This is a genomic window from Streptomyces sp. Inha503 (assembly GCF_047215865.1).
Lineage (GTDB): Bacteria > Actinomycetota > Actinomycetes > Streptomycetales > Streptomycetaceae > Streptomyces > Streptomyces lycopersici.
In genome coordinates, this window is the sequence record NZ_CP178360.1 from 7485989 (window position 1) to 7499393 (window position 13405).

General features: G+C 70.2%; 14 protein-coding genes. 4 read left to right on the plus strand and 10 right to left on the minus strand.

Annotated elements, in window-relative coordinates:
• Positions 1-20 precede the first annotated feature (20 nt).
• The 8 genes from ACJX2R_RS31660 to ACJX2R_RS31695 form a co-directional block, all read right to left on the minus strand.
• The gene (locus tag ACJX2R_RS31660; protein WP_413102913.1) at positions 21-1598 is read right to left on the minus strand and encodes a pyridoxal phosphate-dependent decarboxylase family protein; all 1578 of its coding nucleotides are present in this window, start codon (positions 1596-1598) and stop codon (positions 21-23) included.
• A gap of 419 nt (positions 1599-2017) precedes the next feature.
• Positions 2018-2905 carry a siderophore-interacting protein gene (locus ACJX2R_RS31665; protein WP_413102914.1) on the minus strand — a complete coding sequence of 296 codons (888 nt, stop codon included), beginning with the start codon at positions 2903-2905 and terminating at the stop codon, positions 2018-2020.
• Between the two features lie 61 nt (positions 2906-2966).
• Positions 2967-3992 (minus strand): ABC transporter substrate-binding protein, encoded by a 1026-nt coding sequence (locus tag ACJX2R_RS31670; RefSeq protein ID WP_413102915.1) that lies wholly within the window; start codon positions 3990-3992, stop codon positions 2967-2969.
• Positions 3993-4143: 151 nt separating this feature from the next.
• On the minus strand, positions 4144-5172 hold the full coding sequence (locus tag ACJX2R_RS31675; protein ID WP_413102916.1) for a PDR/VanB family oxidoreductase: 1029 nt from the start codon (positions 5170-5172) through the stop codon (positions 4144-4146).
• The gene (locus tag ACJX2R_RS31680) at positions 5169-5393 is read right to left on the minus strand and encodes a hypothetical protein (RefSeq protein WP_413102917.1); all 225 of its coding nucleotides are present in this window, start codon (positions 5391-5393) and stop codon (positions 5169-5171) included. The genes ACJX2R_RS31675 and ACJX2R_RS31680 overlap by 4 nt, the downstream gene beginning before the upstream one ends.
• The gene (locus tag ACJX2R_RS31685; protein WP_413102918.1) at positions 5390-6451 is read right to left on the minus strand and encodes a Rieske 2Fe-2S domain-containing protein; all 1062 of its coding nucleotides are present in this window, start codon (positions 6449-6451) and stop codon (positions 5390-5392) included. The genes ACJX2R_RS31680 and ACJX2R_RS31685 overlap by 4 nt, the downstream gene beginning before the upstream one ends.
• A 176-nt stretch (positions 6452-6627) precedes the next feature.
• The gene (locus ACJX2R_RS31690) at positions 6628-6906 is read right to left on the minus strand and encodes a DUF4190 domain-containing protein (protein ID WP_020868993.1); all 279 of its coding nucleotides are present in this window, start codon (positions 6904-6906) and stop codon (positions 6628-6630) included.
• Positions 6907-6911: 5 nt separating this feature from the next.
• A complete protein-coding gene (locus ACJX2R_RS31695) occupies positions 6912-7067 on the minus strand; it encodes a hypothetical protein (RefSeq protein ID WP_262700521.1) in 156 nt (51 codons plus the stop codon).
• Between the two features lie 150 nt (positions 7068-7217).
• On the opposite strand from ACJX2R_RS31695, the gene ACJX2R_RS31700 reads away from it, so the two are divergent.
• Positions 7218-7853 carry a TetR family transcriptional regulator gene (locus ACJX2R_RS31700; RefSeq protein ID WP_262700522.1) on the plus strand — a complete coding sequence of 212 codons (636 nt, stop codon included), beginning with the start codon at positions 7218-7220 and terminating at the stop codon, positions 7851-7853.
• On the opposite strand, the gene ACJX2R_RS31705 is transcribed toward ACJX2R_RS31700, so the two are convergent.
• Positions 7819-9150 (minus strand): M6 family metalloprotease domain-containing protein, encoded by a 1332-nt coding sequence (locus ACJX2R_RS31705; RefSeq protein ID WP_413102919.1) that lies wholly within the window; start codon positions 9148-9150, stop codon positions 7819-7821. The two genes, ACJX2R_RS31700 and ACJX2R_RS31705, sit on opposite strands and share 35 nt — an antisense overlap.
• Positions 9151-9464: 314 nt before the next feature.
• Here ACJX2R_RS31705 and ACJX2R_RS31710 point away from each other — a divergent pair, with 314 nt between their 5' ends.
• On the plus strand, positions 9465-10115 hold the full coding sequence (locus tag ACJX2R_RS31710; RefSeq protein WP_413102920.1) for a TetR/AcrR family transcriptional regulator: 651 nt from the start codon (positions 9465-9467) through the stop codon (positions 10113-10115).
• A gap of 182 nt (positions 10116-10297) precedes the next feature.
• Positions 10298-11806 carry an MFS transporter gene (locus tag ACJX2R_RS31715; protein ID WP_413102921.1) on the plus strand — a complete coding sequence of 503 codons (1509 nt, stop codon included), beginning with the start codon at positions 10298-10300 and terminating at the stop codon, positions 11804-11806.
• A gap of 188 nt (positions 11807-11994) precedes the next feature.
• Here ACJX2R_RS31715 and ACJX2R_RS31720 read toward each other — a convergent pair whose 3' ends face one another.
• Positions 11995-12495 carry a MarR family winged helix-turn-helix transcriptional regulator gene (locus ACJX2R_RS31720; protein ID WP_413105987.1) on the minus strand — a complete coding sequence of 167 codons (501 nt, stop codon included), beginning with the start codon at positions 12493-12495 and terminating at the stop codon, positions 11995-11997.
• Between the two features lie 127 nt (positions 12496-12622).
• On the opposite strand from ACJX2R_RS31720, the gene ACJX2R_RS31725 reads away from it, so the two are divergent.
• Positions 12623-13405, plus strand: coding sequence for a dioxygenase (locus ACJX2R_RS31725; RefSeq protein WP_413102922.1), 783 nt, complete (start codon positions 12623-12625; stop codon positions 13403-13405).

Consider the following 13405-nt stretch of genomic DNA (forward strand, 5'->3'; position numbering starts at 1 on the left):
GGGGACGTGCGGTCAGCGGCTCAGCTGGCGCGGGAGTGGCTGAGTGCGGGCTCGATGTGCAGGGCCAGGTACTGACCGGCGTGCTCGGCGAGGAGGTCGAGGACGAACGCGATGTCGCGCAGCGACGTCTCCGGGTTGAGCAGCGTGAACTTCAGGTAGTGGCGGCCGTCCACCACCGTGCCCGCCACGACCGCCGCACCGGAGGCGGCCAGGGCCTCGCGGGCGTGCAGATTGGCGCGGTCGACGATGTCCGGGTCGCACGGCCCGTCGGACGGCGGTACGTAGCGGAAGACCAGCGTTGACAGCTGGGGCTCGGTGACCACCTCGTAGCGCGGATCGGTGTCCAGCAGGGCCCATGCCTCGGCGGCCCGCTCCACCACCTCGTCGAAGAGCGCCCCGATGGCGTCCGCGCCCATGATCCGCAGCGTCAGCCAGAGCTTGAGCGCGTCGAAGCGGCGGGTGGTCTGGATGGACTTGTCCACCTGGTTGGGGATCAGGTTCCGGGCGCTGCGCTCGGGGTTGAGATAGTCCGCGTGGTACGTGGCATGGCTCAGCGTGGCGCGGTCGCGGACCAGGACGGCGCTGGAGCTGACCGGCTGGAAGAAGGACTTGTGGTAGTCCACGGTCACCGAGTCGGCGCGTTCGATGCCGTCCAGGAGGTGGCGGCGGGTGGCGGAGGCCAGCAGTCCGCAGCCGTACGCGGCGTCCACGTGCAGCCAGGTGCCGTGCCGGGCGCACAGCTCGGCGATCTCGGGCAGCGGGTCGATGGAGCCGAAGTCGGTGGTGCCCGCGGTGGCCACGACGGCCATGACGATCAGGCCCTCGCGGCGGCAGCGGTCCAGCTCATGGGCGAGGGAGACGGTCCGCATCCGGCGGTCCTGGTCGCAGGGGACCGGGATGACGGCCTCGTAGCCGAGCCCCAGGATGGCGGCGGCCTTCTGGATGGAGAAGTGGCTGACCTGGGAGGTGAGGATGCGCAGCCGGGGCAGGATCGCGGATTTGGCGATCGTCTCGCCGGCCGCGGTGGCCTCCTTCTCGACCAGGGTGCACGCCTCGTCGCGGGCGAGCAGCATCGCCTGGAGGTTGGACTGGGTGCCGCCGCTGGTGAAGATGCCGTCCGCGGCCTCGCCGAGGCCGATGCGCTCGGCGGTCCAGTCGATCAGCCGGCGCTCGATCAGGGTACCGCCGGCGCTCTGGTCCCAGGTGTCGAGCGAGGAGTTGACGGCGGAGAGGACGGCCTCGCCCAGCAGCGCGGGGATCACCACGGGGCAGTTGAGGTGGGCCAGGTAGCGCGGGTGGTGGAAGTAGACGGCGTCCTTGAGGTAGACGCTCTCCAGCTCCTCGAGCGCGGCGTCCGGATCGCCGAGCGGGCGCTCCAGGTCGATTCCGGAGATCTCGGGGGCGAGTTCGGCGGGGGTGATGCCGGTGAAGGGGCGCTCGGCGCGGGCGACGGTGGTGGCCACCAGTGCGACGCCGTCGGTCACGGAGCGCCGATAGCGTTCCGCCGTACGGCCGTTGAAGAGGTGGGCCCTGCCATCCGCCGCCCCGGGTATCGGCTCCGGCGACGGGTCCTCAGCGGTCTGCGCGAGGAAACTCACGGTCTGTCCCTTCTGGAAACGAGCATGCGGGCGTGCGGAGGGCGCGGGCATGCGGCTGGGTGGGGGAGGGGTGGCCCCGCGGCCTGATGGCCTGCCGGCCCGGTGGCTTGGCGGCCTGGCGGCTTGGCGGCCTGGCGGCTTGGCGGCCTGACGGCCTGACGGCCTGATGGGCGTGCGGGGGCGCCGGACGTGGCGGCAGGGCGCGTGGGGGTGCGCCGAGCGGTCGGCCGCCTGGTGTCAAGCGGTCGGCTCTCCGCGGTCCTTCGGATGGATTCAGTTGTGCGACGCGGTTGTGGGCTCAGCTATGGGCCGCGGCTGTGGATCCAGCCGTGGGGCACGGTTGTGGGTTCTGCCGTGGGCCGCGGCTGTGGGGATGGAGAGCGGGTACGGCGACGGGGGCAGTTGTCGGCCGTCGGTCGTCAGTCGTCGGTCGCGGGGCCGGTGCCCGACACGGCCTCCTCGACGAGCTGCTCCTCACAGGCGCCCAGGCGCCAGTAGCCGGTGAAGGTGACGGCCTTACGGTCGAAGCCGCGCTCGCGCACCAGGTGGCGGCGCAGCGCCTTGACCGTTCCCGCCTCGCCCGCGATCCAGGCGTACGGCGTGCCGTGGGGCAGCTCGGTGGCGCCCACCGCGTTCAGCAGCAGGGCGGAGCGCGGGGTGCCGGGGGCCACGGCGTCCCGGACCAGCCAGGTGATCTCGGCTTTCGCCTCGGTGCGCAGCTCCTGGATGTCCTCGGCGTGCTGGACCTCGAGCCACACCTTGACGGGGAAGTCGGCGGGCAGCCATTCGAGGATGCCGGCGATGGCGGGCAGCGCGGTCTCGTCGCCGGTGACCAGCGCCCAGTCGGTGCTGGACGGCGGCCGGAAGTCCACCCCGCCGTTGTCCTCCACGACCGGGCCAAGCAGGGTGACGCGGTCGCCGGCCTCGGCGCGCGCGGCCCAGCGGGCGGCCGGGCCGCCGTCGTGGTGGAGCGCGAAGTCCACGTCGATCTCGTCGGGGCCGCGGCGCTGTTGGCGCACCGTGTACGAGCGCATGATGCCGCGTTCGGCCGGGTCCATCGCCCGCCAGGTGGCGAACCAGCCCTCCCCGGCCTCGACCGGCACCACCGGGGCGGTCTGGCCGGGGTGCGGCAGGAAGAGTTTGAAGCGCTGGTCGCGGCCTCCGCTGGTGAAGTCCTTCAGACAGGCGCCGCCGAAGGTGATCCGCGCCATGGACGGTCCGAGCGAGCGGGTCCGTACGACCCGCGCGTCGAAGAACCGGAACGGGATGGCGGTGGTGGTGGCGGTTTTGATGGCTGCGGTGGTCATGGGAGGAGGGTCTTCCCTTCGCTTGCCGTGGGGAGGCCGGGGCCAGCCGGTCGACTGACCGTCAGCTGACCTTCTTCGCGTCCTGGATGGCCTTGGTGAGGGATTCGACGAGCGGGGCGGCGCCCGCGTACGAGAAGCGCGGCTCGCTGCTCCAGGGGGTGATCTGACCCGCCTTGACCGCGGCCAGCTTGGACCAGGTCGGCTTGGAGGTCAGGGCCTTGGGCTGGAGGGTCGCGGTGCGGTTGTCGAGGAAGAGCACATCGGCGTCGTACTTGTCGGCGTTCTCCCAGCTGAGGCTCTCGAAGTAGCCGCCCTTGTCGGGCTTTTCGGGGACGACGAAGTCGACGCCGAGCTCGCTGAAGTAGATCAGGTCGGCATTGACCTTCGGGTCGGAGACATAGAAGAGATCGGCGCTGGCGGAGCAGGCCATGACCTTGATCTTGTGCGATTTGACGGTTTTGCGCAGGGTCTCGGCGGCCTTCTCGAACCGCGCCTTGGCGTCGGTGACCTTCTTGGCCTTCGGATCGGCGCCGAGCGCCTCGGCCAGTGCGGCGTAGCGCTTGATGGGTTCGAGCATGGAGATCCGGCCGGTGGAGATGGCGGCGCTGGGGGCCAGCGAGAGGATCTTCTTCTTGCTGTCGTCCGGGATGTAGAAGAGCGCGCCCGGGTCGAACATGTTGGTGATCAGCAGATCAGGGTTGAGCGAGGCGTACTTCTCGACGTTGAACTGGCCCCAGGTGTTGCCCAGGGACGTGGCCTGGTCCACGGGGAAGTCGCCCGCCTGGACGTCCGGCTTGCCGTTCTTCAGCGTGGTCGGGCCGAAGACGCCCGTGATCTGCTTCTCGATGCCGAAGTCGTAGAGCGCCGCCGCCGCGCCGATGTAGGCGACGATGTGCTGCGGCCGGCCGTCGAGGCTGATCTTCTCCTTGCGGTCATCGGTGAACGACCAGGAGCCGCCGCCGTCGTCACCGCCGGAGCCCGAACCGCCGTTGTCCCCGCAGGCGGTGACCAGGGCTCCGAGTCCGAGGGCGCCGCCCGCGGTGAGCAGACCGCGGCGGGAGAGGGGGAGTGCTCTGGCCTGGCGCATGATGGTGCTCTCTCTCGATGCATACGGGGACGTGGTCACGGGACGGCAACCCGAGGACGTAGTTAGGTTAGCCTAACCAACCTGGTTGTCCAGTGGGTGGGGTCGTTCCGAACCTCACATCGAGGGGCTCATACGGCCGTTCAGGGCGGATTCACAGGTCCAGCACCAATCGCGGGCCATGGCAGCGGGAGACGCAGATCATCATCGTCTCGCCCGAGGCCCGCTCCTCGTCGGTGAGCACGGAGTCGTGGTGGTCCACCTCCCCCTCGATGACGTCCGTCTCACACGTCCCACAGGTGCCCTCTTCGCAGGAGTACAAAACCGGTACCCCCGCCGCCTCGACCGTGCGCAGAACGCTGCGCTCCGGCTCCACGGTGAGGGTCAGCCCGGAGCGGGTGAGCACCAACTCGAAGGCCCGGCCGCCCGGTTCGGTGCCCGCGTCGTCCGTACGGGGCTGGAACCGCTCGGTGCGCAGGGACCCCTCCGGCCAGTCGCGGCACGCCTCCTCGGCGACCTGGAGCAGCGGCTCGGGGCCGCAGCAGTAGACCAGGGTGCCGGGACCGGCCGGGGTGGTGGGACCGGTCGGGACGGTGGGATGCGGTGCGGTGGGATGCGGTGCGGTGAGGTACGGCGCGAGGTCGAGCAGCCCCTCCTCGTCCTGCGGCACCAGGCGCACCTTGTCGCCGTAGGCGGAGGCGAGCTCGTCCGCGAAGGCCATCGAGGCACGGGTGCGCCCGCCGTAGAGCAGCCGCCAGTCGACGCCCGCGGCCTCGGCGGCGGCCGTCATGGGGAGGAGAGGTGTGATGCCGATGCCGCCCGCGATGAAGAGATAGCGGGCCGCCGGGCGCAGCGCGAAGTGGTTGCGCGGCCCGCGCACCCGCACCGCGCTGCCCTCGGTGAGGGCGTCGTGCACGTGGGCGGAGCCGCCGCGCCCGGCGGGGACGCGGAGCACCGCGATCCGCCAGGAGGCGCGGTCGGCGGGGTCGCCGCACAGCGAGTACTGCCGGGAGTACCGCCGGGCCGGGCCCGCGTCGAGGACGAGGTCGAGATGGGCGCCGGGCTCCCAGGCGGGGAGGTCACGGCCCGCCGGGTGGCGCAGTGTCAGCGCCACCACGTCCGAGGCCACCTCCTCCCTGCGGGCCACGAGCAGCGTGTCCTCGTACTCGCCACCGGGGTTCATGAACGGGGCTCCTTACGGTGGCCGTTGGGGTCGTCCTCGACGGGATCGGCGGGATGGTGGCCGCTGGGATGGTGTCCGCTGGGATGGGCGAGCATCCACTGCCACAGCTCGACCGGGTCCTCCGCGGTGCGCTCGGCGCCGCAGTGGCAGACCCCGTGCAGCACATCGGTGCCGGGCAGCCAGTCGATCCGGTACACCTCCGCCGTGGGCGTGCCGCTCACGGGGACGCCACCACAGGCGCGGTCTTCTCCCCTTCGGCGGCGAGGCGGGCGAGGATGCGGCGCGCGGCCAGTCCACCGGTGTCGATGTTGATGCTGAGCTCCTGGTAGCCCTCGCGCTCGGTGTCCAGCGCCTTCTGGAGCACGTTCAGCGCCGCCACGTCCTGGAGCACCACGGTCCGGTTGAGGTCGTGGAGGAAGGTGGAGACCTCCTCGTCGTCCTGTGCGAAGTCCCGTGAGACGGCCCAGAAGTCGTACACATGGCGGTCGGTGGACGGGGTGATGGCGTAGGTGATCTCCACATGGAAGGCGTTCGGATCGGAGCCGTCCGGCTCCGGCAGTACCCCGACCGGGGCGATCCGGCTGTGCAGCAGATACAGACAGGGCGCGTGGTACTCGATGTCCTGCCAGCGGGTGATGCGGCCTTCGATGCCGGTGGAGCGGGCGTAGAAGGGCGGGCACTCGGCGTCGTCCATGTGCCGGCTGACCCGGACGACGCCCGCGCCCTCGTCGACCTCCGTGGTGATCGGGGTCTCGGCGACCTCGGGGGTGCCGATGTAGCCGCCGTGCAGATACGTCTCGTGGGAGAGGTCCAGCAGATTGTCCACGAGCAGGCCGTAGTCGGCGTCGATCGGCTCCATGCCGCCCACCGTCGTCCAGCGCGGATCGGCCAGCCAGGGGGCGCGCGGCACCGCGCCGGGGTCGGCGAGCGCCGGGTCCCCGATCCACACCCACACCAGCGAGTCCTGCTCGACGACGGGGTAGGAGCGGACCCGGGCGGTGCGCGGGACGCGCTTCTGGCCCGGTACGAACACACAGGTGCCGCCGGTGTCGTAGGTGAAGCCGTGGTAGCCGCAGACGACCGTGTCGCCGTCGAGACGGCCGGCGGTGAGCGGATAGCGGCGGTGCACACAGCGGTCGGCGAGCGCGATGACCTTGTCGTCGGACTCGGCGCGGTAGAAGGCGATGGGCTCGTTGAGGATGGTGCGCCCCAGCAGCTCGCGGCCGATTTCCCGGCCGTAGGCGGCGACGTACCACTGGTTTTTGGCGAAGGTGGTCATGCGTGCCAGCGTGGTGACGCCCGTCACGCACGGGCAACGGCCCTTCCACTGAGTGGAAGGGCCGCGCGGGGAGGTGTGCCGCGGTGGGCCGCCGGCGGTGTGGTGCCGGTCGGCCGCCGGGCGGTGTGCTGCCGGTGGGCCGCAGGCGGTGTGCTGCCGGTGGGCCGCCGGGCGGGTCAGCCGCCGAACTGCCAGAAGACGGAGTGATTCAGCGTCAGCAGGACGATCAGCAGGACCACATCGGCGATGCCGAGGGTGAGTCCGAGCAGCGCCCGGCCCCTGCGGCGGGTGTCCCGGGCGATGGCGAGCGTCCCGAGGACGATCGCGCAGGGCCCGAAGACCGCGTTGAAGAGCAGCAGACCGATCAGACCGAGCACGAAGGAGGCGACGGCCATGCCGTCGGCGTCCCGGCGCGCCCGGACCGGTGAGGTGCGGGACGGTGCGGTGAGTGCCATGGGTCTCAGCTCCTCTTGTGCCCGGTGCGTTCGCGGATGAAGAAGACCAGCAGCCAGGCGCCGATGGCGCCCGCGGCGGCGAGGAACAGGGGGAGCGGAGTGTGCGCCGCCGCCCCCAGAAGAACCCCCATCAGGGCGAGTGCCGCGACGATGAAGAGCATGGGTGCCTCTCTCGAAGTGACGATCCGGATGCGGTTGGCGTGCGGATGATAATTGTTCGGTGAACAGTTGGAATCACAACTGTTCACTGAGATCTAGAGTACCCCGCCGAGCCCTGGAAAAATTCAGCGAACGGCTGTTTACTGAATGATATGAGTCACACGTCCGGGGTCCGGCAGGCCCAAAAGGAGAAGACCCGGCGCGCGCTGATGGACGCCGCGTTGGGGCTGCTGGAGGACCAGAGCCTGAGCAGCTTGGGGCTGCGCGAGGTCACGCGGGCGGTGGGGGTGGCGCCGGCCGCGTTCTACCGGCACTTCCGGGACCTGAGCGATCTCGGAGTCGCCCTGGTCGAGGAGTGCCTGAGCAGCCTGCACCATATGATCGGCGCCATCCTCGCCGGTCAGGACGGTGACGAGGAGCGGATCGAGGCCACCGTCGACGCGGTCGCCGAGCATGTCCGCCGCTACCCCGCGCACATCCGCTTCATCGCACGTGAGCGGCATGGCGGGGTGCGCCCGGTGCGCCAGGCCATAGCCGCCGAGCTGGATCGATTCGCGGACGAGGTGGCCACCGCGTTCTGCCCGCGGCTCCCGGCGGAATCCTGGCCACCGGAAGATGTCCGGATGCTTGCGGAGATGTATGTGGACCACATGGTGATGACGGCGACGGCGTTCCTGGAGGCACAGGCCGACCACTCCGAGGCCGCGGACGAGCGGCGGGTGGCCGCCACGGCGCGCAAACAGCTGCTGCTGATCAGCCTCGGGCGCCGCCACTGGCACGACGTGTGATCTCGACGCCGTAGTCGCCCGCCGTGTCCCGGCCGGTGACCCGGACCCGTATCCGTATGCCGTTCGCCACGGTGTCGAAGGTCTCGCCGGGCGCGTAGGCCGCGTCGCTGAGCCCGGGGTGGACATTGCGCTCCCGGGTGCAGCCGCGGCCGTGGGGGGTGGAGTCCACGATGGCGACGGGGCCGCCGCCGGAGTCGACACCGGTGTCCACCCGGGAGATCAGCACCCCGGGCTTGCATATGGCCTCGTCGTTGCCGCCGGTCGCCCGCGCCTCGATCGCGTAGCCGGTGGACGGCGAAACGGGGACGAAGACCAGCTTGGTCCCCTCCGCGCGGCTCAGCGGGGACAGGGTGTGGTCGAACGCCCCGGAGCGGGCGGCGCACGCGATCTGCCGCGGGTCGAGCCAGCCCAGCTTCCACTTGTGCCAGGCCAGCAGGTCGTTGCCGGGCCCCCAGTCCTCGGACATCACATCCCAGTGGCCAGCCTTGTCGCCGCCGGCGTGGGTATAGAGGTCGGGCAGCCCGAAGACATGGCCGTTCTCATGGGGCAGGACGCGGAAGCCGGTGCGGCGCAGCGACCCGGAGCCGTCGTCCTGGCGGCTGTAGACGAAGGAGACATTGGCCAGCGGAACGCCGTCGGCGGTCGGGGCGTGCTGGTTGTCGGCGTAGGTGACGGACAGCACGGCATGCGCGGCCGGCGGCCCGGCGTTCGGGGTGACCAGGACGTTCACCAGGTCGTAGCGGCGGAAGTCCACCTTGGGGTCGGCGGACTCGGCGATGTCGGCGACGAGTTTGCGATAGCCGGGGTCGAAGGGGCTGCCGCGCTTGATGCCGTACGCGTGGAACGGGCGCGGCATCCGCAGCCAGTGGGTGATCGGCATCTCGGGGCGGTAGTCCAGCCGCCCGTACGAGCTCTGCGCGAACCACCGGGAGGTCTGGGGGAAGAACTCCTCGAAGCGCTGGCGGGCGGTGCCCTGGCCACGCACATCGGGGAAGTCGATCATGAGGTTGAGGGCGTGGACGGTGCCGGTGCTGCGGCTGTAGCCGCGGTCGGTGGGTATGCCCTCGGCCATCTGGAGCCCGGGTCCTGAGGCGAGGGCGCAGGGTGCCAGCGAGCCGAGGGCCGGGCGCGCGGAGGGCGCCGGGGCCAGCTCGGGGGGTGCGGGGGACTCGGGACGCGGGGCCGCCGCCGGGGCGACCACCGCCACCGTGAGCACGGCGGCGGTGGCGAACGCGCTGGCTCTGCGGGGCCGGCGTATTCGTATGCGGGGGCGGGCGGTCCCATGCGTCTGGTCCATTGCCGACCACGGTGGGACGGCGCGGACCGGGGCGCCCGTGGGGTGCCGCCGAACGGTGGAATGGCCTGCTCCGTCCGGGCGGCGGGGGCGCCGGGCAAGTGTGAGGCAGGTCACCTGCGGACGCAGAAATTCCGGGGACTCATTCCCCGTTTAACCGAGTGAACGCATAAACGGGGACTCACTCCCCGGAAAAGTTGAAGCTCGAACGTCAAGGCCGGGACGCAAGCCGGGGCGCGGCGCCGCCGCCAAGCCGCCGGAGCACCGGCCGCGGAGAACCGTACGCGTGGAAGCCGTACGCAGAAGGGAGTGCTGTCATGGCCGCCGACACGATGACCGCGAAGTCCGCACAGCCCCGGCTGCGCGCGGACGCCCTGCGCAACCGGGAGCGCATTGTCGCGGCCGCCCGAGAGGTGATCGTCGAGTGCGGGGCGCACATCCCCCTCGATGAAATCGCTCGACGGGCGGGGGTCGGCAATGCCACGATCTACCGGCACTTCACGGACCGCCGTGAGCTGATCCACCATGTGGCGCTCTCGGTGATGTCCCGTGTCGCCGACCAGGCCGAATCCGCCCTGGCCGAGGAGGCCGACACCTTCTCGGCACTGCGGCGCTTCGTTCACGCCGCGGCGGACGAGCACATCGGCGCGCTGTGCCTGCTGCTCTCCGACGGCCTCGACAAGGAGCATCCTGATCTCATCGCCACCCGCGACCGTCTGGCGGACGGTGTCGAGGCCCTGATGGGGGCCGCGAAAGCCGACGGCAAACTGCGCACCGACATCGGCGTCGGTGATCTGATGGTCGCACTCAACCAGCTCACCCGGCCGCTGCCCGGCAGCGCCTGTGTGGACTTCGAGCCCTTTGTGCATCGGCATTTGCAGCTGTTCCTGGACGGACTGCACACCCCGGCGCGCTCGGAACTACCCGGAAAGTCCGTGACCTTGGAGGATCTACAGCACCGGCCGTGACAGTGACATAAATCGCACCCGGCCGATCCCGGAGCACCGCTTATTCCGCGCACGTTCACACGTCTTCCTTGCGTGCGTCGTCGCCTCTCGCTACCTCTTACCCAACTGCCTGTGCCGGTCTGACCTCGACCGGCCCTTTACGTCCCATTTCTCACTCTCCGCACCGCTAGGTAGGCCCATCCATGCCTGAAACGGCTAAATTCGTGGATCCCCGGCGCTGGAAAGCGCTGATATTCATCGCCCTCGCCCAGCTGATGGTCGTGCTCGACGCGACCATCGTGAACATCGCGCTGCCCAGCGCCCAGGCCGATCTCGGCATCTCCGACGGCAACCGGCAGTGGGTCATCACCGCCTACGCCCTCGCCTTCGGCGGACTGCTGCTGTTCGGCGGCCGGATCGCCGACCTGTGGGGGCGCAAGCAGACCTTCATCGTCGGTCTGATCGGCTTCGCCGCCGCCTCGGCCGTCGGCGGTGCCGCGCTGAACACCGGCATGCTGCTGGGCGCGCGTGCCCTCCAGGGCGTGTTCGGCGCACTGCTCGCCCCCTCCGCGCTCTCGCTGCTCGCGGTGATGTTCACCGACCCCAAGGAGCGCGCCAAGGCGTTCGGTGTCTTCGGTGCCATCGCCGGTGGTGGCGGCGCCGTCGGGCTGATCCTCGGTGGTGTGCTCACCGAGTACATGGACTGGCGCTGGACCTTCTTCGTGAACATCCCGTTCGCCATCATCGCCGCGATCGGCGCGGTCGCCGTGATCCGCGAGCCGGTGGAGAGCCACAACTCGTCCCGGCTGGACATCCCCGGCGTGATCCTGGCCACCACCGGTCTGGTCTCGCTGGTCTACGGCTTCACCCGCGCCGAGTCCGACGGCTGGTCCGCGGGTCCGACCATCGGTCTGTTCGTCGCCGCGGCCGTGCTGCTGCTCGCCTTCGTGGTCGTCGAGTCGCGGGTGAAGGCGCCGCTGCTGCCGCTGCGCGTGATCGCCGACCGCAACCGCGGCGGTGTCTACGCCTCGCTGGCCCTCGCCATCATCGGCATGTTCGGCCTGTTCCTCTTCCTCACCTACTACATGCAGATCGTGAAGGGGTACAGCCCGGTCAAGACCGGCTTCGCCTTCCTGCCGATGGTCGCGGGCATGATCACCGGCTCGACGCAGATCGGCGCCCGGCTGATGACCCGCGTCCCGGCGCGGCTGCTGATGGGGCCGGGCTTCCTGGTCGCCTCGGTCGGCATGCTGCTGCTGACCCAGATCGACCTGGACACCTCGTACCCGGCGCTGATCCTGCCCGGGTTCCTGCTGCTCGGCCTCGGTATGGGTACCGCCTTCATGCCGGCGATGAGCCTGGCCACGCACGGTGTCGAGCCGCGTGACGCGGGTGTCGCCTCGGCGATGGTCAACACCTCGCAGCAGGTCGGCGGCGCCATCGGCACCGCGCTGCTGAACACGATCGCGGCGAGCGCCACCACCGAGTACGTGAAGTCGCATGCGGCGGGGGCCCCTTCCCGCACGGCATTGCAGCTCCAGTCGATGGTGCACGGCTACACCGCCGCCATCTGGTGGGCGGTCGGCATCCTGGTGCTGGCCGCGGTCATCGCCATCACGTTCATCAACGCCGGACAGCCGGAGGGCGGCGGCGCGGTCGCCGGCTCCGGTGACGGTGCGGCGGAGGACGCTGTTCCGGTGATGGCGCACTGATGCGCTGAGGGCTGCCCGTTCCTGTTGGGCTGTCGTTCCTGGGCGGCCGTTCCTGGGCGGCCGTTCCTGGGCTGTTGTTCCTGGGCGGTCCTGTGACAGGTGACAGGTGACCGGCGAAGGCCCCGCTCCTCCTCGACGATCGAGGAGGAGCGGGGCCTTCGTGCGCGGCTGGGTTGGTCCCGGTGGCGTCAGCGCAGCCAGGGGAGGTCGGCGCCCGCGGGCTGGAGGCCGTCCGCGATGATCCGGCATGCGGTGCCGAACTGCTCGACCTGCTCGGGCGTGAGCCGGTCGAAGATGGCCGTCCGTACGGCGGTGACATGGCCGGGGGCGGTGTCCTGTAGCACCTTGAGCCCCTTGTCGGTCAGGACCGCGTTCTGTCCGCGCTTGTCGTCGGGGCAGTCCTCGCGCCGGACCCAGCCGTCCTTCTCCATGCGCGCGACGGCATGGGACAGCCGGGAGCGGGTGATCTTGGCGGCCTCGGCCAGTTCGGTCATCCGCATCCGGTGGCGCGGTGCCCAGGAGAGCTTCACCAGCAGGCCGTAGTAGACGTGGGGCATACCCGCGTCACGCTGCAACTGGCGGTCGAGGTGGTCCTCCAGGAGCATGCTCGCCTGGACATACGCCTGCCAGCTGCGCTGTTCGTCTTCGGTCAGCCAACGCGGCTCGTCGGCGTCTGCGGGGGTTTTCATGGCGTCGTCCACGCGTCCATTCTAGGCAATTCTCTTTGAATCTTAAATAACTGTGCGCTACAGTGATAACTGCATGCTTGAGACTTCAAGCATCTTGGCGAGCTCTGTCGACTGACGAGGAGTCCTCATGTCCGCGCTCGACGGGCGCATGCCCGCGCTCTATCTCAGCCATGGTGCTCCGCCGCTCGCCGACGATCCGGTCTGGCCGGGACAGCTCGCCGCCTGGGCCGCCGGCCTGCCCCGACCCAACGCCATTCTCATGATCTCCGCTCACTGGGAAGAGGCCCCCCTGGCGATCGGCGCCACTCAACAGGTGCCTCTGGTCTATGACTTCTGGGGCTTCCCTCAGCACTATTACCAGGTGCGGTACGCCGCACCGGGCGCCCCCGAGCTCGCCGAGCGGATCCGCAAGACACTGCGCACGGCGGGTACCCCGGTACAGGACATCCCCGACCGGGGGCTGGACCACGGGGCCTATGTGCCCCTGGTCGAGATGTATCCGGAGGCCGACATCCCGGTACTCCAGGTCTCGATGCCGACCCTCGACCCACGGAGGCTGATGGAGATCGGCCGGAAGCTGGCACCGTTGCGGGACGAGGGCGTCCTGATCGTCGGCAGCGGCTTCTTCACCCACAACCTGGCCGCGCTACGGCAGACGGGCCCGATGCCGCCCAGTTGGTCGGCCGAATTCGACGACTGGGGGCAGCGGGCCCTGGACACGCAGGACATCGACGCGCTGCTGGACTTCGAGCACACGGCCCCGGCGGCGGGGCTCGCCCATCCGCGCACCGAACACTTCGCGCCGTTGTTCGTCACGCTGGGCGCGGCGGAGGCGGAGCTGCACGGCCAGCGGAGTGTGATCGACGGGTTCTGGATGGGGCTGGCGAAGCGGTCGTTGCAGTTCGGGTGA

Excerpts from the sequence above, each read along its gene's own strand:
- ACJX2R_RS31690 (WP_020868993.1), bottom strand. The coding sequence starts at position 6,906 with ATGGCACTCACCGCACCGTCCCGCACCTCACCGGTCCGGGCGCGCCGG.
- ACJX2R_RS31710 (WP_413102920.1), top strand. The coding sequence starts at position 9,465 with ATGGCCGCCGACACGATGACCGCGAAGTCCGCACAGCCCCGGCTGCGC.
- ACJX2R_RS31670 (WP_413102915.1), bottom strand. The coding sequence starts at position 3,992 with ATGCGCCAGGCCAGAGCACTCCCCCTCTCCCGCCGCGGTCTGCTCACC.
- ACJX2R_RS31675 (WP_413102916.1), bottom strand. The coding sequence starts at position 5,172 with ATGAACCCCGGTGGCGAGTACGAGGACACGCTGCTCGTGGCCCGCAGG.
- ACJX2R_RS31715 (WP_413102921.1), top strand. The coding sequence starts at position 10,298 with ATGCCTGAAACGGCTAAATTCGTGGATCCCCGGCGCTGGAAAGCGCTG.
- ACJX2R_RS31700 (WP_262700522.1), top strand. The coding sequence starts at position 7,218 with ATGAGTCACACGTCCGGGGTCCGGCAGGCCCAAAAGGAGAAGACCCGG.
- ACJX2R_RS31665 (WP_413102914.1), bottom strand. The coding sequence starts at position 2,905 with ATGACCACCGCAGCCATCAAAACCGCCACCACCACCGCCATCCCGTTC.
- ACJX2R_RS31720 (WP_413105987.1), bottom strand. The coding sequence starts at position 12,495 with ATGAAAACCCCCGCAGACGCCGACGAGCCGCGTTGGCTGACCGAAGAC.
- ACJX2R_RS31725 (WP_413102922.1), top strand. The coding sequence starts at position 12,623 with ATGTCCGCGCTCGACGGGCGCATGCCCGCGCTCTATCTCAGCCATGGT.
- ACJX2R_RS31705 (WP_413102919.1), bottom strand. The coding sequence starts at position 9,150 with ATGGACCAGACGCATGGGACCGCCCGCCCCCGCATACGAATACGCCGG.
- ACJX2R_RS31685 (WP_413102918.1), bottom strand. The coding sequence starts at position 6,451 with ATGACCACCTTCGCCAAAAACCAGTGGTACGTCGCCGCCTACGGCCGG.
- ACJX2R_RS31695 (WP_262700521.1), bottom strand. The coding sequence starts at position 7,067 with ATGCTCTTCATCGTCGCGGCACTCGCCCTGATGGGGGTTCTTCTGGGG.